The sequence below is a fragment of the Pseudomonas sp. REST10 genome (assembly GCF_029542605.1).
In the GTDB taxonomy this organism is placed as follows: domain Bacteria; phylum Pseudomonadota; class Gammaproteobacteria; order Pseudomonadales; family Pseudomonadaceae; genus Aquipseudomonas; species Aquipseudomonas khazarica.
The window spans coordinates 1,891,913-1,911,105 of record NZ_CP035677.1; the positions used below are offsets into that span (position 1 = coordinate 1,891,913).

Here is a 19,193-nt window from a genome sequence, read left to right on the forward strand (position 1 = left end):
TGGATGTCGCTCCTTACATCCACCAGCCGGTGGATCGGTGAAGCACGATCCACCCTACGGCAGTACCTTCAGCTGCGGCCAGCCTGTAGGGTGGATGTCGCTCTTTACATCCACCAGCCGGTGGATCGGTGCAGCGCGATCCACCCTACGGCAGTACCTTCGGCTTCGGCCAGCCTGTAGGGTGGATGTCGCTCTTTACATCCACCAGCCGGTGGATCGGTGAAGCTTGGTCCACCCTACGGCAGTACCTTCAGCTGCGGCCAGGTGGCCAGCCAGTTCTTGCTGCGCAGTCGCTCCTGGTAGATCGGCTGTTTCTCGCCCTTGAACCTTCCGGCCGGTCGCACGATGAGGCCGAACAGGTCCTCCAGGCCGAGTGGTGCGGCGACTTCAACCTCACCGTGCTCATCCAGTCGCACGGCCACCGCCGTCGCCGTCTCCGGCCAATAGCGCATCGCGTCGCTAGCCGAGGCGTAAGGTGCGTCGCCATTGCGCAGGTGCATACGCGCCTGATTCTTCACCGACCACTGCAGTCGCTCGTCCCTGTGGCGCAGGAGCTTCTCCAGTTCGACATCGCGCGCAGCGGAGGCCTGGCTGCGTTCGAACCAGATCACGTCGATGTCCGCTGGCAGCGGCGCGTCGCTGCGCTGGTGCAGGTGATCCCAGACCGCGCTGCGCACGAAACCGGCGGCCACCCAGCAGTCGGGCAGGTCGAGTTCGCGTACCAGCCGGAGGATGCGCAGGCGCTGCGGGTCGGCGCAGATGATCGCCTGGAGTCGAGTGGTCAGGTTCATGCGCGCAGCCTAGCAGCGCGACCTGTCGCTGCTCCACACCCTGGAGCCGGCTTCCGCCGCAAGGTGCCTGCCATGCGCTTCAGATCTCGCGCTGGTTGACCCGCTGCATCAAGGCTTCGGCCGACTCCTTGCGTTCGGAGTAGCGATCCACCAGTTCCGGGTGCTCGCGCAGCAGCAGGGTGAAGCGCATCAGCTCTTCCATCACGTCGACCAGGCGGTCGTAGTAGGGGGAGGGCTTCATGCGGTCGTCGTCGCCGAATTCGAGAAAGGCCTTGGGCACCGACGACTGGTTGGGGATGGTGAACATGCGCATCCAGCGGCCGAGCACGCGCAGCTGATTGACCACGTTGAACGACTGCGAGCCGCCGCAGACCTGCATCACCGCCAGGGTCTTGCCCTGGGTCGGGCGTATGGCGCCGAGGGCCAGCGGCACCCAGTCGATCTGCGCCTTGAACACCGCCGACATGGCGCCATGGCGCTCCGGTGAGCACCACACCTGGCCTTCCGACCACTGCATCAGATCGCGCAGCTCCTGCACCTTGGGGTGTTCCACCGGTGCGTCGTCGGGCAGTGGCAGGCCGGATGGGTCGAAGATGCGTGCCTCGGCGCCGAGGTGGCGCAGCAGGCGTGCGGCCTCCTGTACCAGCAGACGGCTGAACGAGCGCGGCCGGGTGGAACCGTACAGCAGCAGGATGCGCGGCGCCGGGGCTGAGTCGCTGCCTTGGGCCGGCAGCAGGTCGAGGTCGAGGTTGGGCAGGTCGTCGCTCATGCGTGCGTCTTCACTCTTGGCCAATGCGGTTGATCGCCTGTTGCAGCTCGTCGCGGCTCATGTGCGCCAGGGGCAGGGCGAGGAAGGCGCGGCAACGCCGTTCGATATGCGCCAGGGTGGCCTGGAACGCGGCGTCGATGCTGGCCTCGTCGCCTTCCACGTGGGACGGATCTTCCAGCCCCCAGTGCGCCTTCAGCGCCGGACCGAAGTACACCGGGCAGGCTTCGCCGGCGGCCTTGTCGCACACGGTGATGACGATGTCCGGTGGGCTGTCGACGAAGGCATCGTTGCCCTTGCTGCTCAGGCCCTCGGTGGCGATGCCGGCCGCGCGCAGGGTCAGCAGGGTGCGCGGCAGCACCTCGCCGCGCGGGAAGCTGCCGGAACTCACCGCCAGCTGTCCGGCGGGTGCCAGGTGGTTGAACTGCGCCTCGGAAAGGATGCTACGGCAGCTGTTGGCCGTGCACATGAAGAGGATTTTCATCGGAAGGCTCCGCGAGGTCAGAGGCTCAGGCGCACGGCCAGAGCAGCAAGGGTGAGCAGCAGGATCGGCAGGGTGAGGACGATGCCCACCCGGAAGTAGTAGCCCCAGGTCACGCGGATGCCCTTGCGTGCCAGGACGTGCAGCCAGAGCAGGGTGGCCAGGCTGCCGATGGGAGTGATCTTCGGGCCCAGGTCGCAGCCGATCACGTTGGCGTAGATCATCGCCTCGCGCACGGCCCCGCTGGCCTGGCTGGCGTCGATGGCCAGGGCGCCGATCAGCACGCTGGGCATGTTGTTCATGATCGAGGAGAGCAGCGCGCTGAGCAGCCCGGTGCCCAGTGCCGCGCCCCACACGCCGTACTGCGCGAAGCGCTCGAGCAGCCTGGTGAGGCTGGCGGTCAGGCCGGCGTTGCTCAATCCGTAGACCACCAGGTACATGCCCAGGGAGAAGATCACCACCTGCCAGGGCGCCTCGCGCAGGACCTTGCCGGTGGCGATATGGCGGCCGCGTGCGGCGATGGCGAACAGCACCGCCGCGCACACGGCGGCGATGGCGCTGATGGGCACGCCCAGCGGTTCCAGAGCGAACAGGCCGAGCAACAGCACCAGCAGGACGATCCAGCCGACGAAGAAGGTGCGTGGGTCGCGAATCGCCTCGCGGGGTGCCGGGAGGCTGTCCACCGCGTACTGCGCCGGGATGTCGCGGCGGAAGAACAGCCAGAGCATGCCCAGGGTGGCCGCCACGCTGACCAGGTTGACCGGCACCATCACCGCCGCATAGCGGGCGAAGCCCAGGTCGAAGTAGTCCGCCGAGACGATGTTGACCAGGTTCGACACCACCAGCGGCAGGCTGGCGGTGTCGGCGATGAAGCCGGCGGCCATGACGAACGCCAGGGTCGAGGCCGGCGAGAAGCGCAGGGCCAGCAGCATGGAGATGACGATGGGGGTGAGGATCAGTGCCGCGCCGTCGTTGGCGAACAATGCCGAGACGCCGGCGCCGAGGAGGATGCTGAAGGCGAACAGGCGCGTGCCGCTGCCATTGGCCCAGCGCGCCACGTGCAGCGCGGCCCAGGCGAAGAAGCCGGCCTCGTCCAGCAGCAGGCTGATGATGATCACGGCAATGAAGGTGGCCGTGGCGTTCCAGACGATCTGCCACACGGTCGGGATGTCGTCCGGGCTGACCACCCCGGCGAGCAGCGCCAGCAGCGCGCCCAGCGAGGCGCTCCAGCCGACGCCGAGGCCACGTGGTTGCCAGATGACCAGAATCAGGGTGAAGACGAAGATGGCGGCGGCGATCAGCATGCAGGTATCTCAGCAGCAGGTGGCAAGGCGGGCAGGGCGCTCGCCCATGTTGGCGAGGCGTGTGCAGTCCTGCTCCAGCCAGCTGCGGTTGGCTGTCAGGGTGGCGGCGAGCACTTCACCTATCCACTGGGGCAGGTCCGGGACGAGGCGGTAGTACACCCACTGCCCCTGGCGGCGGTCCTGCAGCAGCCCGCAGCTGCGCAGCTGCGCCAGGTGGCGGGAGATCTTCGGCTGGCTGTCGCCCAGTGCGCAGACCAGTTCGCAGACGCACAGCTCGCCCTGCTCGACGATCAGCAGCACGGCTCGCGCGCGGGTTTCGTCGGCCAGGGCCTTGAACAGTTCGGTTGGAGAGAGCGGGGCAGGCATGCGCGGTGTCTCGCATATATGGTTTTGCGAATATACGTAATTCCATATGTGGTGGGCAACAGCGGTGGTGGCCGAGGCCGGCTTTGCTCTAGGCTTTGTACGAAAAGTGCCTGCGCTCGGTGATGCTGCGTTGAAATCGCTCTCAGAATGCTCATTTACAGCATGTAAACTGCGCTTCTTCGAGCGATCTCGCCTTGCCTGACCTTCGCTCGACGACTTTTCGTACAGAGCCTAAGGTCCGATGGGCCGGTCGCCGGGACGGATTTTCCCGGTTGGATACTTTCGAGGGAGGCGCCTCATGCGTTTACCGCGCATGCGTAACGTTATGGCCTGGACGCTGGTGGTGGTGCTGTTGATCGTGGTCGCTCTGCTCGGCGTGCGCATTGCCGGGTTGTCGTCATTGCCCGAGTTGCAACCCTGGCACCGTCTGGTGCCGCAAGAGCTGGATGTAGACCAGCTGGACGCTGCCGACTGGCAGGCCTACCTGGCCGCCGAGGCGGCGCTGTTCGAGCGCCTCGAGCGCGAGCTGGTCGAGCCGGTCACCCGGGCCGGGACCGCCCGCTATAGTCGTTATGCCAGTGACAGCCCGGTGTATCCCGGCAACCTGCCACACGACTGGAACCGCTCCTTCATCCTGCCGCCGCAGGGCGAGGTGCGCGGAGTGGTGGTGCTGCTGCACGGCCTGACCGATTCGCCCTACAGCCTGCGCCATATCGCGCAGCACCTGAGCGAGCAGGGCCTGCTCGCCGTGGTGCCGCGCATGCCGGGCCACGGCAGCGCGCCGGCGGCGCTGACCGATGCCCGCTGGGAGCAGTGGCTGGCCGCTACACGGCTGGCGGTGCGCGAGGCGCGCCGGCAGGTGCCGGACGCGCCGCTGTACCTGTTCGGCTACTCCAATGGCGGTGCGCTGGCGCTGCGCTACAGCCTGGCGGCGCTGGAGGACGAGCGCCTGGCCATGCCCCGGCAACTGGTGCTGATCTCGCCGATGATCGGCGTCACCAGCTACGCCCGTTATGCCGGGCTGGCGGCCTTGCCGGCGGTGCTGCCGGCGTTCGCCAAGTCGGCATGGATGAACGTGCTGCCGGAGTTCAACCCGTTCAAGTACAACTCCTTTCCGGTGCAGGCGGCGCGGCAGACCTATGAGCTGACCAGCGAGGTGCAGCATGCCTTCGACGCCGCCGAGACCTCCGGCCGCCTGCAGCGCCTGCCGCCGGTGCTGGCGTTCCAGTCGCTGGCCGACAGCACGGTGAGCACCCCGGCGGTGGTGCGTCAGCTGTTCGAGCGCCTGCCGGACAACGGCAGTGAGCTGGTGGTGTTCGATATCAACCGTTCGCGTGCGGCCAGCTCGTTGCTGCGTGCGGACATGAGCGACCTGCTCGAGGCGCTGCTGCCCTCGGCCAGGCGCAACTACGACCTGACGGTGGTCGGCGTGGCCGCCGATCAGGGGCGCGAGGTCGAGGCGCGGCGCGTGGCCAGCGGCAGCCAGCAGGTCGAGCACCAGGCGCTGGGGGTCGAGTACCCGAGCCAGCTGTTCTCGCTGTCGCACGTGGCCCTGCCATTCCCACCTGGCGACCCGCTGTACGGCAGCGACCCGGTCGCGGGCGAGTCCTATGGCGTTTCGCTCGGTACCCTGGCGCCGCGCGGTGAGCACGGCGTGCTGGTGGTGGGGCTGGACAGTCTGCAGCGGGCGACATCCAACCCCTTCTACGACTACCTGCAGCAGCGCATCGACCAGCGCCTGCGTTAGGCCGGGAGGTGGACAGCGCCGGCTGTCCACCCGGCCGCAGGGTTACAGGCGGAAGCGACCGACCAGGCCGTCCAGCTGCGTGGACAGCGCCTGCAGGTCGCTGCTGGCCTGGCTCAGCTGGTCGGCGATATGGGTCGTGCCGACGGTCAGCTCGTTGATGTCGACGATGTTGCGGTTGATGTCTTCCACCACGCTGGACTGTTCCTCGGTGGCCGTGGCCACCTGGATGTTCTGATCGCTGATCTGGCCGATATGGCTGTTGATCTGCTCCAGCGCCGCCGAGGCCTTGCTCGCGTACTCGACCACCAGGGCGCTCTGGCGTCGGCCCTTGGCCATGGCCTCGACCGCCGAGCGTGATTCGTTCTGCAGGCGGTCGATGACCTGCTGGATCTCCTCGGTGGAGGCACCCGAGCGGCTGGCCAGGGTGCGCACCTCGTCGGCCACCACGGCGAAACCACGGCCCTGTTCGCCGGCGCGGGCGGCCTCGATGGCGGCGTTGAGGGCGAGCAGGTTGGTCTGTTCGGAAATGCTGCGGATGGTGTTGAGCGTGGTGCTGATGGCCTCGGTCTGCGCGGCCAGCGCTTCGATCACCTGGGCGGCCTGTTCCAGCTCGCCGTTGAGGGCGTCGACCTGCTGCTGCGCCTGGCCGACCACGGCACCGCCGTCGCTGGCATGCTGGGTGGCCTCGCGGGCGACTTCCGCCGCGTTCTCGGCGTTGCGGGCGATCTCGTTGACGGTCGAGCCCAGCTCGTTGATGGCGGTGGCCACCTGCACCGTGCGGTCGCTCTGCGCGGTGCAGTTGCTCTGGGTCAGGCTGGCGCGTTCGGCCACGTCGCGGGCCATGCTCGACAGCTGACGCGAGTTGTCGGCGAGCTCGCGCATGGCGCCATGCACCTTGTCGATGAACTGGTTGAAGCTGCGTGCGATCTCGCTCAGTTCGTCCTGGCCGGGCAGGTCGATACGGGTGTTCAGGGCCAGGTTGTCGGCGGCCTGGCCGAGGCTGTTCTGCAGCACCGCCACGCGGCGGCGCAGCTGGATGACGATCAGCCAGGAGATGATCATCGAGACCAGCAGGCCGATGGCGATGATGGCGATCTGGCGAGTCAGGCCGCTGTCGTAGCTGCGGGCGCTGTGCTGGTTCTGCTGCTCGGCCTGCTGCAGCAGTACGTCGAGCAACTGGTTGGCGCCCTGGCGCATCACGCCGTAGGTCTTGGCGTACTGGTCGCGATAGATCTGCTGCGCCTTGGCCATGTCGCCGGCATCGAAGGCCGCGAGCATCGGGTTCAGCTCGTTGCTGACCATGCTCTCGAACTGGTCGAGCAGCTGCTGCGCCTGGGCCTTGCGCTCCGGGTTGACCTGTGCGGCCACCGCCTGGCGCATGGCTTCGCGCATTTCCGGAATGTCCTCGTTGCGCGCATCCTGGACGCGTGACTTCACCCCGCGCTCGTCACGCAGTGGGGTGTCCTGCAGCAGCATCATGTCGAGGCCGACGCGCATGCGCGGAATGCGTGAGGCCACTTCGGCCATGGCACGCATCGGGGCGGCGGTGTTCAGGTAGAGCACTTCCGTATCGCGGTGCATGCTGGACATGCTGTTGAGACTGGTCAGCGCCACCAGCAGCAGGGCGATGCAGGGTATGGCCACCGCCACGATCAGGCGGGTTTTCAGCGAGAGGGCGTCGAGACGCATGGGAAGGCTCCGGTCCGAGAACATATGCAGCGCAGCAGCCGGTCACCATGACCGGCCAGTATTGCCGTTGTTGTATCGGCCGCGACGCCACAGAACATGAGGGCGGTTCGGGAGGTTTTGTTTGCCCGTTCGTGGCGGGCGACGGCAGGCGAGATCGGAACCTGCGCGGTGGCACGCGAGGGTGCAATCGCCGAGCCGGCGTGAGCGTGCGCCTGTGCGGCGGGGAAGGCCGCGAGACGAAGATGCAGAATGCGCCGCAAGCCCTCTTGCGGCGCATTCCGGGTCAGGCCTGCAGCAGGGCATCCAGCTGGCCGGCGCGGTCCAGCGAGGCCAGGTCGTCGAAGCCGCCGACGTGGCGCTGGCCGATGAAGATCTGCGGCACGCTGCGACGTTTGCTGCGTTGCAGCATTTCGGCCAGGCGCCCGGGGGAGCGGCCCACGTCGATCTCGTCGTAGCTCACCCCCTTGCGCTTCAGCAGCGCCTTGGCATTGAGGCAGTAGGGGCAGTGATCGCTGGTATAGAGCGTTACGTTCTGCATGGTGCACCTCGGGGTGATCAGACCGCGACCGGAGGGAAGTCGACGTCGGTTTCGGCCAGGTTGTTGAGGTAGTTGGTCAGCGTCATCAGCGCGACGTTGGCCACCACTTCGATGATGGCCGCGTCGGCCAGTCCGGCCTGGCGCGCGGCCTGCAGCTGTGCGTCAGTGAGGCGGCCACGGTGGTCGATGACCTGCCGGGTGAGGCGCGCCACCGCATCCAGCTCGCCGTCGCGGGCACTGCGGATATCCGTGTCGCTGAGGCCGGCCTTGCTGCCGAACAGGGTGTGCGCCGCCAGGCAGTATTCGCAGCCGTTGACCTGCGAGCTGGCCAGCGCCACCACTTCGCGCGCCCTGGCATCGAGCGTGCCCTTGCCCAGGGCCTGCGACAGGGCGAGGTAGCCGCTCAGGGCGGCGGGCGCATGGGCCAGGGTGGCGAAGGTGTTGGGCACGAAGCCGAGCCCCTTGCGGATGCCTTCCAGTTGCGCCTGGGCGCTGGCGGCGGTCTGTTCGAACGGCAGTGCGGTGATGCGAGTCATGGTGATTCTCCAGTCTTGGTTGGGGGAGCCTGTGTTTCAAGCCTGGAGCCATGCTAGTGGAGCGATCTGGCTTTTCGGATTCAGATCGTCGATCTTATGCGACAGATCGTCCAGAAATGCGAGGTGCCCGTGGATCGTCTGTCCAGCCTGCTGCATCACTTCAACCTGCATGCCAGTACCTTTCACCGCGGTGGTTTCTGCGGCACCAACAGCTATGGCGCCAACGAGGCGCATGGCCACATCCATCTGCTGCGGGCGGGGCGCCTGAGCTTTCGCGACAGCGACGGCCATGAGCTGCGTCTCGAGGAGCCGAGCCTGATGCTGGTGGCGCGGCCTCGCCTGCATCGGATGAGTGCCAGCGAGGCCGATGGTGCCGAGCTGGTCTGCGCGACCCTGGCCTTCGATGGTGGTTTCGACAACCCGCTGGCGCGGGCGCTGCCCGGCGCCATCGTCAAACCCCTGCGCGAGCTGCCGAGCCTGAACGGTTGCCTGGACTGGCTGTTCGCCGAGGCGGCAGGCGACGACTGCGGGCGCGAGCTGGTGCTCAACCGCCTGTTCGAACTGATGGTGATCCAGCTGCTGCGTCATCTGATGAACAGCCGCGAGCTGGCGTCCGGGATGATGGCGGGGCTGGCCGAGCCGCGCCTGGCACGCGCGCTCAATCAACTGCACGAGCGGCCGCAGCATGGCTGGTCGGTGGCCGAACTGGCGACGCTGGCGGGTATGTCGCGGGCCAGCTTCGCCGCGCACTTCCATCAGGTGGTCGGCGCCACTCCGGCGGATTATCTGGTCGGCTGGCGCGTCAGCCTGGCGCAGAAACGCCTGCGCGAAGGCCGGCCCATGGCATTGATCGCCGACGAGGTCGGTTATGAAAGCCCCTCGGCGCTGGCCCGTGCCTTTCGCCGCAAGGTCGGTCTCAGCCCCAGCGAGTGGCTGCGCCAGGGCGTTCAGTAGGCGAAGTGAGCGATGGCCTGCCTGACCTTGTCCAGGGCCATCTGCAACTGCTCCAGGGGCAGCGAACCGAGGGCCAGGCGCAGGGCGTGCGGTACCTGCTCCGAGGTGCTGAACGGCTCGGCGCTCGATACCGCGACGCGCGCCTGCAGTAGGTGCGCAACGACCTGATCGGCGCGCACATCCTCCGGTAGCGGCAGCCAGAGGAAGTAGCCTGCCTCATGCCCCACCAGGTGCAAGCCGGCCAGCATGCGTCGAGCCAGCGCCTGGCGGCGTTGGGCGTCTCGGCGTTTCTCGCTTTCCAGGCGGGCCAGCGTGCCGTCTTCGATCCAGGCGCAGACCAGTGCACTCATCACGCCGGGCGTGTTCCAGGTGGTCGCACGGATGTTGCGCTCCAGCGCGGCGACCCAGGCTTCGGGCGCGCTCAGGTAGCCCACCCGCAGGCCCGTGGCCATGTTCTTCGAGAAGCCGGACACATGCACCGTGCGTTCGGGCGCCAGCGCGGCCAGTGGCGGTGGCGCCGAGGTGGCCAGGAAGGCGTAGGCGGCGTCCTCGATGATCAGCAGGTCATGCTGCCGGGCAATCTTCACCAGGCGCTCGCGCTGCGCCAGGTCGAGCACCCAGCCCAGCGGATTGTGCAGGGTCGGCATGCTGTAGATCGCCCGTACCCGACGCTTCTCGCAGAGCCGCGCCAGCGCCTCCAGGTCGGGGCCGCTGGCGCTGCAGGGAATGGCCAGCAGCTCCAGGCCGCGCGCTTCGGCCGCCGTCTTGAAACCGGGGTAGGTGAGGGCGTCCACCGCGACCACGTCGCCCGGCCTGAGCAGCGCCTGCACGGTCGTCGCCAGGCCATGCTGGGCACCACTGACGATCAGCACCTGCCGGGCGCTGACAGGCAGGCCCTGGCTGCTCAGGTGACGGGCCAGCAACGCCCGCTCATGGGGACGGCCGGCATGCGGCTGATAGCGCAGCAGCGCGTCCAGGTCACCGCACAGTGCCAGCTGGCGCAAGGCCTGGCGCAGCAGGTCGGCCTGGCCGGGCAGCGTCGGGTAGTTGAAGTTGAGGTCGAGCAGGTCGCTGGCGGTCGCCTGCTGATCGATGCCGTGTCCGGGCGCCAGGGTCGTCTCGCGGACGAAGGTGCCGCGTCCGGTTTCGCCGCTGACCAGGCCCATGGCGTGCAGCTCGGCGTAGACCCGCGAGGCGGTGACCAGCGCGATGCCGTGGTCTGCGGCCAGCTCGCGATGGGTGGACAGGCGCGTGCCGGGTGCCAGTACGCCACGGCGAATGTCGTCGGCCAGGCGATCGACGATCTGTTTGTAGCGTGCCAGCGGCATGGCGGCTGTATCCATGACAATAATTTGATTGTCATGATCCGTGCGCCGAAGCTGGCTGGCAACCCACCTGTACTGACGGAGTCGCCATGCATATCGCCATTCTCACCTTCGACGCGTTCAACGAACTCGACTCGCTGATCGCCTTCGCCATCCTCAAGCGCATCCGTCAGCCGGGCTGGCGTGTCAGCATCGCCAGCCCGGATGCGCGGGTGACATCGATGAACGGCCTGGTGATCGACGGCCAGATCGATCTGCAGCAGGCCAGCGCGGCCGACGCGGTGATCGTGGGCAGCGGCCTGCGTACCCGCGATGTGGTCGCGGACCCGGCGCTGCTGGCCCAGCTGCGTTTCGATCCGACGCGGCAACTGCTGGCCGCGCAGTGTTCCGGCGCGCTGATCCTGGCCCGGCTCGGGCTGCTCGACGATGTGCCGGCCTGCACCGACCTGACCAGCAAGCCCTGGGTGCAGGAGGCGGGGGTAAGGGTGCTCGACCAGCCGTTCTTCGCCCAGGGGAACGTCGCCACGGCTGGCGGTTGCCTGGCATCGGTCTATCTTGCGGCCTGGGTCGCCGCGCGCCTGGCGGGCGTCGATCAGGCGCGCGAGGCGCTGCACTACATCGCGCCGGTGGGCGAGAAGGAGCAGTACCTGGCCACAGCCATGGCGGCCATCGGGCGCTACCTGCCGAACGCGACCTGAGGTGCCCGCGCTGCCCGCGGGATTCGTGTCGGCCGGGCAAGCTGTCGTACCATCGCGCCTCGCCCCAGTTTCATGAGCCCTCGCGCATGTTCGAAATCACCCCCATCAGTCCCGAGCACTACCGTCAGCAGACCCGCCGCAGTACCGCGCTGGTCGCGCTGATCTTCGTCGCGCTCGCGATGTTGCTGGCCACCCTCAGCGTGCAACTGTTCGGCGAGCCGGGCGGTGCCGACAATTTCCGCTGGAACCTGCTTGGCGTCGCGCTCGGTTTCGTCCTCACGGTGGTGCTGGTGCGCCAGCAGTTCTGGCACCGCGAGTGGATGGCGGCGGCGGTCTATGGCTGGCGGCTCAAGCGCAGCCTGATGCGCATCACCAACGTCATGCATCACGTCAGGGCAGGGGTGGCGCAGGGGGATGAAACCGCGATGAAACTGCTGCGCTTCTACCACCTGGGCGTGACCCAGATGCATCAGCTCGACGGCAACAGCAGCGAGCTGAGCCAGATGGTGCACGAGATCGACGCACATCGGGACGTCATGCTGCAGCGCGGGCTGGAGCTGGAGCAGACGCGACTCGACCCCGCATGGCTGGAGCAGGTGAAAGTCTTCAAGGCGTAGGGTGTGGCGCTGTTTCGACGGCCTTCGCCATGCGTTACCCATGATCTGGCCTTGCCAGTCACCCTGACGGTAGCGGGCGATTTTCAGGCAGTGCCCGCATGCACCACCCGACGACGCCCCGTGCCGGCCTGATCGTCTCCCACCAGTCTGTGTCATCTCGGCTTCCGCTGCTGGGTCAGGATGACTCTTCTGCTGTCTCAATGACTCTCTTCGCTTGTTGTCATTGAGATACCTGTATTCATATCTATTTGTTTTTATTAATAAAAATGAATGGCACGCAATCTGACTGTCTCCAGGCGCAATGCCCATTACAGGAGAACACAGATGAAACACATTGCCTTGCTTGCACTTTCCCTTGGCCTGCTGGCCGTCAGTAGCGCGCAGGCCGCCGAGGTGCTGGCCGAGCGCGCAGACAACTCGGTGGGCGCCGGTTTCGGTGGCTTGTCCGGCCTGATGCTGGGCGCTGCGGCGGGCGGTCCGGTCGGCGCCGTGGTCGGTGGCCTGTTCGGTGGCTGGTCCGGCGCCCAGGTGCAGGACGCCACGGGACACAGCGGGACGGCCTATGTGGTGCGTCACGAGGATGGTCGTGAGCAGTGGGTGCGCTCACCGAACGCACGTTTCGACGTCGGCCAGCAGGTGGACATGCACGGCATCCGTCTGCTGGCACAGTAAGTCGATTGCGCTGCGTCCGGCTGGCGCGGCGCTCACGCTCTTCTTTCTTCGGGGATCTTCATGAATACGAGTTTTCAGGGCCGCCTGGCGGTCGTCACGGGGGCGAGTTCGGGTATCGGGCTGGCGGTGTGTGAGTTGCTGTTGCAACGCGGCGCGCGGGTCATGGCGTTCTCGCGGAGCCTGGGAGGTCTGCCTGCATTGCAGGCGCAGTATCCCGAGCAGCTGCATTGGTGCGCGGGCGATGTCACCGACATCGAGGCGCTGCATGGTCTGGCCGAGCGTGCCGGGCGCCTGGGCCCGGTCGACTGCCTGGTACCCAATGCCGGTATTGCCCGCCTGGCCCCCGGTTGCGACATGCAGGCGTTCGAGCTGCAGTGGCAGGTCAACGGTGCCGGCGCGATCAACACCTTCCAGGTGCTCAGGCCTCACCTGGCCAGGCCCGCTTCGGTGGTGTTCATCAGTACCTTCCTGCGCCAGCTCGGCTTTGCCGGGCTGGGCGGCTACATCGCCAGCAAGGCGGCGCTGTCGGCGCTGGTCCGCAGCCTGGCGCTGGAGCACGCCAGCGAAGGGCTGCGGCTCAATCTGGTGTCGCCAGGGCCGACCGCCACGCCGATCTGGAGCAGTCTGGGCCTGGCCGAGGATGCACTGGCCGGGGTGGCCGGCGAGGTGACCCGGCGCCTGGTCGACGGCGAGTTCCTCACGCCACGGGCCATTGCCGAGGTGGTGCTGTTCCAGCTGGGCAACGGCGCCAGTGGCGTGCATGGCCAGGACTGGGTGGTGGACAAGGGCTACACCCTGCAGTGAGCCGGCTTCGGGGCGCCCGCCGTGGCGCCTCGTCAGGCGACATATCCACTGACATTTCCTCCTCTTCCGAGACGGCGCTTAAAGGTTGCTGAAAGGTTGGCGCCTTAGCCTCCGCCCGCGCCTTTGTCGTGCCTACAAGAAAAAGAGGAGAAGTGGTTTGTTGACCCTGATTGGCCTGTTGACCATCTGCAGCCTGGTTGTGCTGCTGCTTATCGGGCGCATGTCGCCTGTCCTGCCCCTGATCGTCGTGCCGCTGCTGGGAGCACTGGCTGCCGGCTTCGGCCCGGAGGCCATCTCCGGTTTCTTCACCGATGGCATCGGCCGCGTGACGGCGATCGCCACCATGTTCGTGTTCGCCATCACCTTCTTCGGCGTGCTGCAGGACACCGGTCTGTTCCGCCCGCTGATCGGCGGCATGGTGCGGCTGACGCGTGGCAACGTCATCGCGGTGACCGTGGCCACGGCGGTGATCGGCATGCTGGCGCACCTCGATGGCGCCGGCGCGACGACCTTCCTGCTGACCGTTCCCGCGCTGTTGCCGCTGTACAAGCAACTGCGCATGAGCCCCTACCTGATGCTGCTGTTGCTGGCGCTGGGTGCCGGTATCTTCAACATGCTGCCCTGGGCCGGGCCGCTGGGACGCGCTTCGGCGGTGACCGGCATCGAAGTCACCGAGCTGTGGCGTCCGTTGATCAGCATTCAGGCCATCGGCGTGGTGCTGCTGATCACCCTGGCCGCGCTGCTGGGCTGGCGCGAGCAGCGCCGCATTGCAGCCGGGCGGTCGGCCGACGAAGGCGTTCTGGTAGAAACCAGCAGTGACCTGCACGAGCCGACTGCCGAGGAGCGTGAGCTGGAGCGGCCCCGCCTGCTGTGGGCCAACTCGGCGCTGTTCCTCGCGGTGCTGGTCGCGTTGTTCTCCGGTGTACTGCCGGCGGGCTACATCTTCATGATCGGCCTGTGCCTGGCGCTGCTGGTCAACTACCCCGGCGGCAAGGCGCAGATGCAACGCATCGCGGCGCACGCCCCGGCGGCGTTGAGCATGGGCATGATCATTCTGGCGGCGGGCTCGATGCTCGGCATCCTCACCGGCACCGGCATGCTCACCTCCATCGCTCAGGATCTGGCGCAGGTGCTGCCGGCACCGCTGGTGGGGCAGATGCATATCGTGCTCGGCCTGTTCGGCCTGCCGATGGAGCTGATGCTCAGTACCGATGCCTACTACTTCGGGTTGCTGCCGGTGACGCTGGAAGTGGTCGGCGGCCAGGGCGTCGAGCCGGCCAGCGTGGTCTATGCACTGACCATCGGCAATATCATCGGCACCTTCATCAGCCCGTTCTCGCCGGCGCTGTGGCTGGCGCTGGGCCTGGCCGGGCTGGATCTCGGCCGCCACATCCGCTACTCGCTGTGGTGGATGTGGGGTTTCTCGCTGGTGCTGTTCGGCGCGGCCTGGGCACTGGGGCTGTTCTAGCCTCGTCGGGTACGTGCGTCACTCACGCCCGGGCTGGCCCGGGCGTGTTGCATCGGTCAGCCCTGTCCTCAGCTGATGTCCACCTGGTAGCGGAAGTTCTCCGCCGCCGCGCGTGACAGGCGGTATTCCAGTGGCGTGCGGTCGTAGCCGAGCGCGGTTCGCTCGATGGCCACGGCGGGGCTGCCGCAGGCGACGTCCAGCGTCGCGGCAAGCTCGTCGTCGGCGGCGGACACCGTCAGGGTCTCCTGGGCGGAGGCGATGCGCTGGCCGCAGTGCTGTTCGTAGAAGGGGTAGAGCAGCTGCGGGAAGTCGACTGGCGCGACATCCAGCAGCGCCTCGAAGCGTGAGGCGGGCAGCCAGATACGCTCGTGGAAGAGCGGACGCCCGTCGATCAGGCGCAGACGCTGCAGGTGCACGCACTGTTCACCGTCGGCCAGCTTCAGGGCCTGGCCTGCGGCGGCATCGGCGGGGGCCAGCCGGCAGTCGAGAATGCGGCTCTCCGGTACCTGCGGCTGCCCGCTGGCGCTGACCTGACGGAAGAAGCGAAACAGCGAGCCGTCGAAGTTCGGTCGACGCACGAAGGTACCGCGCCCCTGGGCGCGCAGCAGCAAGCCCTCGGCAACCAGGGTTTCTACGGCCTTGCGCACCGTTCCCACCGCCACGCCGTACTGGCGGGTCAGCTCCGCTTCGGTGGGGATGGCTTCGCCTGGCAGCCATTCGCCTGCGGCGATCTTCGCCAGCATCTCGTCACGCAGCCGCTGATACAGCGGCAGGCGTTCGTCGTGTCCCAGAGCCGTGCTGCTCATAAACCTCAAATCCGAATTTCAACCGGTCGTCACTTTACCACTGGGCCGTGCGTTGACAGCAGTCGATCTGTATCTATACAGTCATCTATTCATATATATGACTGTATGTCTGTATAAAAAGAGCTGCTGCCAAGGTCGGCTCGAACAATAATCGACAGAGGTATCGCTTCGTGACGCCCATGCCCAATGCCGTCATTACCGGCATAGACACCCACGCGCACATCTTCCGGCGTGATCTGCCCATGGTTGCCGGTCGCCGCTACAGCCCTGACTACGACGCCACGGTGGAACAGTATCTGGCCCACCTGGATGCCTGCGGCCTGTCCCACGGGGTGTTGATCCAGCCGAGCTTTCTCGGCACCGACAATCACTACATGGTCGCGGCGCTGCAGCGCTTGCCCGAGCGCCTGCGCGGTGTCGCGGTGGTCGATGCGCAGATCAGCGACGGTGAACTGGATGAGCTGGCTGCCGCTGGCGTGGTCGGTATTCGCCTGAACCTGATCGGCAAGCTGCTGGAGGACTACACCGGCCCGGCCTGGAGCGGCCTGTTCCGGCGCCTGGCCCGGCGTGGCTGGCAGGTGGAGATCCAGCGCGGCTTCGCGGATCTGGCGCTGGTGGTACCGGCGATCCTGGAATCCGGGGTGACCGTGGTGATCGACCATTTCGGCCTGCCCGCCGCGAGCGTGCAGCTGGATGACCCGCAGCATGCGCCGTTCTTCGACCTGCTCGGCCAGGCGCCGGTCTGGATCAAGCTGTCGGCCGCCTACCGCAGCCAGTCCGATCTGGCCCGTGCGCGGGCCATCGAGGCGCGTCTGCGCGAGGCCTGTGGCGGCGTCGGCCGCTTCCTCTGGGGCAGCGACTGGCCAAATACCCAGTTCGAGTCGCAGACCCGCTACGATGAGCAGTTCGCGCTGCTCGAGGCCCTTCTGCCCGACCCCGAGGAGCGCCGTCGCGTTCTGGTGGACAACCCCGCAACGCTGTTCGGTTTCGCTCACGCGTAACCGCCTGCACCAGAACAACAAGGAGTCAAACCATGATGAGCCTGCTCGTCGTCGCCGCGATCGTTCTCGCTGTCGCGCTGGGTTACACCACCAAGATCAACATCGGCCTGTTCGCCATCGCCTTCGCCTACCTGCTGGGCTGTTTCGGCATGGGCATGAGCCCGGGCGAGATCATCGGCATGTGGCCGCTGAAGATCTTCTTCGTGATCTTCTCGGTCTGCCTGTTCTACAGCTTCGCCACGGTCAACGGCACCCTGGAGAAGCTCGCCGGGCATCTGCTCTATCGCTGCCGCGGCGTACCGCACCTGCTGCCGTATGCCATCTTCCTGACCTCGGGGCTGATCGCGGCCATGGGCGCGGGCTACTACACCGTGCTGGCCTTCATGGCGCCGCTGACCCTGCTGCTGTGCCAGCGCACCGGCATGAGCCTGATCCTCGGCGGCATGGCGGTGAACTACGGTGCGCTGGGCGGGGCGAACTTCGTCTCCAGCCAGAGCAGCATCATCTTCCGTGGCCTGATGACCACCGCCGGCATGCCGGAGAGCGAGGCCTTCGTCAACGCACTGGCGATCTTCGCCAGCACGGCGGTGATCCCGCTGCTGGTGATCTCCGTGTTCGTCTTCCTCGGTGGCCATGGCCGCAACCTGAAGAATGCGGTGATCAATGCCGACCTGCCGGACGCCTTCAATCGCGAACAGAAACTGACCCTGCTGCTCACCGTGCTGATGATGGCGCTGGTGCTCGCCGCACCGCTGGCGCTGCTGGCCTTCCCGGACAACGCCACGGTCAGGTTCATCAACAGCAAGGTGGACATCGGCCTGATCGCCAGCGTGTTCTCGGTGATCGCGCTGCTGCTCAAGCTGGGTGACGAGCGCAAGGCCATCGCCTCGCTGCCCTGGGCCACGCTGATCATGATCTGCGGGGTGGGCATGCTGATCAGCGTGGCGATCAAGGCCGGCACCATCGATGCCCTGGCGTCCTGGATCGGCGGCAACATCCCGCCGGTACTAGTGCCGCTGGCCTTCGGCGTGGTGGCCGCGCTGATGTCGATCTTCGCCAGTACCCTCGGTGTGGTGACGCCGGCGCTGTTCCCCATGGTGCTGCCGCTGTCGGCGTCGATGTCGATCGATCCGATGATCATCTTCATCGCCATCGTGGTCGGTGCTCAGGCCACCTCCATCTCGCCGTTCTCCTCCGGCGGCAGCCTGCTGCTGGGCTCCTGCACCGAGGAGAAGACGCGGGCCACGCTGTTCTCGCAACTGCTGCTGCGCGCCGCGCCCATCGGTTTCGTCGCTGCGATGCTGTTCAATCTGGCGCTGACCTTCCTGTTCTGATGAAAAAAGCCCCGGTATCTCTCGATGCCGGGGCTCGGTCTTCCTGCTCCGTCTTATTTGGAACAGTTGCCCTTGCGGGCCAGCTCCAGCTTCGCAATGTCCTCTTTACCTTCCTGCTCGCTGACCAGTTCCAGGTTGGCACCGCCTACGAATACCCCCATCTTGATGTACTGCTTGATGAAGTAGTTCTTGCCGCTTTCGGTCTTGACCAGCAGATCGTTGGCAGAGAATTCGGATTCGGTGGAGATCTTGTGCTCCATGTCGCCCTTGACCTGCTCGTAGAAGAACACCTTCGGTGCGGATTCGCCGATGCACTTATCGTCGACCCAGATGTCCTTCTTCAGTGATCCCCCCACGCCCGAGTTGCGATAGAGGTACAGGCCGGCATTGCCAGGCGCCGGGGCTGCAAAACGCTTCGCTTCGGCTGAGGCGTCTTTGTCTTCCATTGGCACCGAGGCGCAACCGGCGAGCAGCGATGAGGCACAGGCGGCCAGAACCAGTTTCTTCAGCATGATGACTCCGAATGTCGAGGAATGATGGGCACGGCAAGGCGGCGGAACGGATCAGCACGTTCAGCCGTGGCGAGCTATCGGGAATGGAGAGGGAGCTGCTCGAAGGAGGGTATAGGCTGTACGCAACCTGTACATGCTCGAAATCCGTTTCATTGATGGCCTGTTGCCATGCCGTCCCGCAAGATATCCCGCTATCCAGGTATCGGCAAGCGCCTTTCGCTATTTCAACCGATAACGCCGAAAATCATCCTGGCTCAGCAGGCGCAGCTGGCCGGGGGCGACCTGGTAGATGTCCTCCGCCAGGCGCACGTCGATCCCCATGTCACGCAAGTACCGGGCGGGGCTGAGTGGCTGGTTGCCATGGGCGGCCTGCGCCTGCGCCGAGTCACCGGCCGGGAAGGGCGGGCGACGCAGGGCGACGTAACCGTTGATGGTGCGTTTGCGGCCTGCGGCAAGCAGGTAGACGCAACTGCCCTGGCACAGGCCGGATGACGGCACCAGCGCGTCGAAACCGGTTTCCCGCAGCAGGCGACCCATGCGGATGGCCTCCGGTGCGCTGCCGCCAACGCTGTCGAGCAGGACGACCTTGCGCTTGTACTGGCCCGGATTGGCGCGCAAGCCCTTGAGCAGCTTCTCGTAGTCGCCCGGAGCGATCTCCTCGGAAATCTTCGCCGCCAGCATCCCGGCATTGGCTTCGACCTGCACCTGGGCCTGAGCCGTCAGGGCGCTGAGCAGGGTGGTGCCGAACAGGGTGGAACGCAGCAGTAGGGTCATCATCGGGCGG

The 19,193-nt window shown here is 66.5% G+C and carries 21 protein-coding genes; 9 read left to right on the forward strand and 12 right to left on the reverse strand.

Translation table 11 applies throughout. The annotated features are described in order from the left end of the window. Positions 1-236: 236 nt before the first annotated feature. The 5 genes from EWH21_RS08890 to EWH21_RS08910 all read right to left on the reverse strand — a co-directional run bounded on the left by EWH21_RS08890 (position 237) and on the right by EWH21_RS08910 (position 3,708). Complete coding sequence (locus tag EWH21_RS08890; protein WP_277700307.1) at positions 237-791, reverse strand: nucleotidyltransferase family protein; 555 nt, start codon at positions 789-791, stop codon at positions 237-239. 79 nt (positions 792-870) lie between these two features. Next, on the reverse strand, positions 871-1,560 hold the full coding sequence (gene arsH / locus EWH21_RS08895) for an arsenical resistance protein ArsH (protein ID WP_277700308.1): 690 nt from the start codon (positions 1,558-1,560) through the stop codon (positions 871-873). Between the two features lie 10 nt (positions 1,561-1,570). Further along, positions 1,571-2,041 carry an arsenate reductase ArsC gene (locus EWH21_RS08900; RefSeq protein WP_277700309.1) on the reverse strand — a complete coding sequence of 157 codons (471 nt, stop codon included), beginning with the start codon at positions 2,039-2,041 and terminating at the stop codon, positions 1,571-1,573. Between the two features lie 17 nt (positions 2,042-2,058). Then, positions 2,059-3,342 carry an arsenic transporter gene (locus EWH21_RS08905; RefSeq protein WP_277700310.1) on the reverse strand — a complete coding sequence of 428 codons (1,284 nt, stop codon included), beginning with the start codon at positions 3,340-3,342 and terminating at the stop codon, positions 2,059-2,061. Positions 3,343-3,351: 9 nt separating this feature from the next. Continuing rightward, positions 3,352-3,708, reverse strand: a complete 357-nt coding sequence (locus EWH21_RS08910) for a metalloregulator ArsR/SmtB family transcription factor (RefSeq protein ID WP_277700311.1) — start codon at positions 3,706-3,708, stop codon at positions 3,352-3,354. Between the two features lie 298 nt (positions 3,709-4,006). Between EWH21_RS08910 and EWH21_RS08915 the strand changes: the two genes are divergently transcribed. Continuing rightward, positions 4,007-5,455 carry an alpha/beta hydrolase gene (locus EWH21_RS08915; RefSeq protein WP_277700312.1) on the forward strand — a complete coding sequence of 483 codons (1,449 nt, stop codon included), beginning with the start codon at positions 4,007-4,009 and terminating at the stop codon, positions 5,453-5,455. A 42-nt stretch (positions 5,456-5,497) separates the two neighbouring features. Here the strand turns inward: EWH21_RS08915 and EWH21_RS08920 are convergent, their stop codons facing one another. The 3 genes from EWH21_RS08920 to EWH21_RS08930 form a co-directional block, all read right to left on the reverse strand. Continuing rightward, positions 5,498-7,144, reverse strand: a complete 1,647-nt coding sequence (locus EWH21_RS08920; RefSeq protein ID WP_037048785.1) for a methyl-accepting chemotaxis protein — start codon at positions 7,142-7,144, stop codon at positions 5,498-5,500. Between the two features lie 283 nt (positions 7,145-7,427). Further along, positions 7,428-7,682, reverse strand: a complete 255-nt coding sequence (gene grxC, locus EWH21_RS08925) for a glutaredoxin 3 (RefSeq protein WP_037048783.1) — start codon at positions 7,680-7,682, stop codon at positions 7,428-7,430. A 17-nt stretch (positions 7,683-7,699) separates the two neighbouring features. Further along, positions 7,700-8,218, reverse strand: a complete 519-nt coding sequence (locus EWH21_RS08930; protein WP_277700313.1) for a carboxymuconolactone decarboxylase family protein — start codon at positions 8,216-8,218, stop codon at positions 7,700-7,702. A 129-nt stretch (positions 8,219-8,347) separates the two neighbouring features. Here EWH21_RS08930 and EWH21_RS08935 point away from each other — a divergent pair, with 129 nt between their 5' ends. After that, entirely contained in the window at positions 8,348-9,172 is an 825-nt protein-coding gene (locus EWH21_RS08935; RefSeq protein ID WP_175253437.1) for an AraC family transcriptional regulator, read from the forward strand. Here the strand turns inward: EWH21_RS08935 and EWH21_RS08940 are convergent. Beyond that, positions 9,166-10,500, reverse strand: a complete 1,335-nt coding sequence (locus EWH21_RS08940) for a PLP-dependent aminotransferase family protein (protein ID WP_277700598.1) — start codon at positions 10,498-10,500, stop codon at positions 9,166-9,168. The genes EWH21_RS08935 and EWH21_RS08940 overlap by 7 nt on opposite strands. 86 nt (positions 10,501-10,586) lie before the next feature. On the opposite strand from EWH21_RS08940, the gene EWH21_RS08945 reads away from it, so the two are divergent. The 5 genes from EWH21_RS08945 to EWH21_RS08965 all read left to right on the forward strand — a co-directional run bounded on the left by EWH21_RS08945 (position 10,587) and on the right by EWH21_RS08965 (position 14,756). Further along, the gene (locus tag EWH21_RS08945; protein WP_277700314.1) at positions 10,587-11,195 is read left to right on the forward strand and encodes a DJ-1/PfpI family protein; all 609 of its coding nucleotides are present in this window, start codon (positions 10,587-10,589) and stop codon (positions 11,193-11,195) included. 86 nt (positions 11,196-11,281) lie between these two features. Beyond that, a complete protein-coding gene (locus EWH21_RS08950) occupies positions 11,282-11,812 on the forward strand; it encodes a DUF3087 domain-containing protein (protein ID WP_277700315.1) in 531 nt (176 codons plus the stop codon). Between the two features lie 324 nt (positions 11,813-12,136). Then, a complete protein-coding gene (locus EWH21_RS08955) occupies positions 12,137-12,484 on the forward strand; it encodes a hypothetical protein (RefSeq protein ID WP_037048770.1) in 348 nt (115 codons plus the stop codon). 60 nt (positions 12,485-12,544) lie between these two features. Further along, positions 12,545-13,288, forward strand: coding sequence for an SDR family oxidoreductase (locus EWH21_RS08960; RefSeq protein ID WP_277700316.1), 744 nt, complete (start codon positions 12,545-12,547; stop codon positions 13,286-13,288). A 157-nt stretch (positions 13,289-13,445) separates the two neighbouring features. Then, entirely contained in the window at positions 13,446-14,756 is a 1,311-nt protein-coding gene (locus EWH21_RS08965; RefSeq protein WP_277700317.1) for a citrate:proton symporter, read from the forward strand. Between the two features lie 68 nt (positions 14,757-14,824). Here EWH21_RS08965 and EWH21_RS08970 read toward each other — a convergent pair whose 3' ends face one another. Then, complete coding sequence (locus EWH21_RS08970) at positions 14,825-15,562, reverse strand: GntR family transcriptional regulator (RefSeq protein WP_277700318.1); 738 nt, start codon at positions 15,560-15,562, stop codon at positions 14,825-14,827. A 179-nt stretch (positions 15,563-15,741) separates the two neighbouring features. Here EWH21_RS08970 and EWH21_RS08975 point away from each other — a divergent pair, with 179 nt between their 5' ends. Then, positions 15,742-16,563, forward strand: a complete 822-nt coding sequence (locus EWH21_RS08975; protein WP_277700319.1) for an amidohydrolase family protein — start codon at positions 15,742-15,744, stop codon at positions 16,561-16,563. A 32-nt stretch (positions 16,564-16,595) separates the two neighbouring features. Continuing rightward, on the forward strand, positions 16,596-17,897 hold the full coding sequence (locus EWH21_RS08980) for an SLC13 family permease (RefSeq protein WP_277700320.1): 1,302 nt from the start codon (positions 16,596-16,598) through the stop codon (positions 17,895-17,897). Between the two features lie 53 nt (positions 17,898-17,950). Here EWH21_RS08980 and EWH21_RS08985 read toward each other — a convergent pair whose 3' ends face one another. Further along, positions 17,951-18,409 carry a DUF2846 domain-containing protein gene (locus EWH21_RS08985; RefSeq protein WP_277700321.1) on the reverse strand — a complete coding sequence of 153 codons (459 nt, stop codon included), beginning with the start codon at positions 18,407-18,409 and terminating at the stop codon, positions 17,951-17,953. 219 nt (positions 18,410-18,628) lie between these two features. After that, positions 18,629-19,186 (reverse strand): hypothetical protein, encoded by a 558-nt coding sequence (locus tag EWH21_RS08990; RefSeq protein ID WP_277700322.1) that lies wholly within the window; start codon positions 19,184-19,186, stop codon positions 18,629-18,631. Positions 19,187-19,193: the final 7 nt, after the last annotated feature.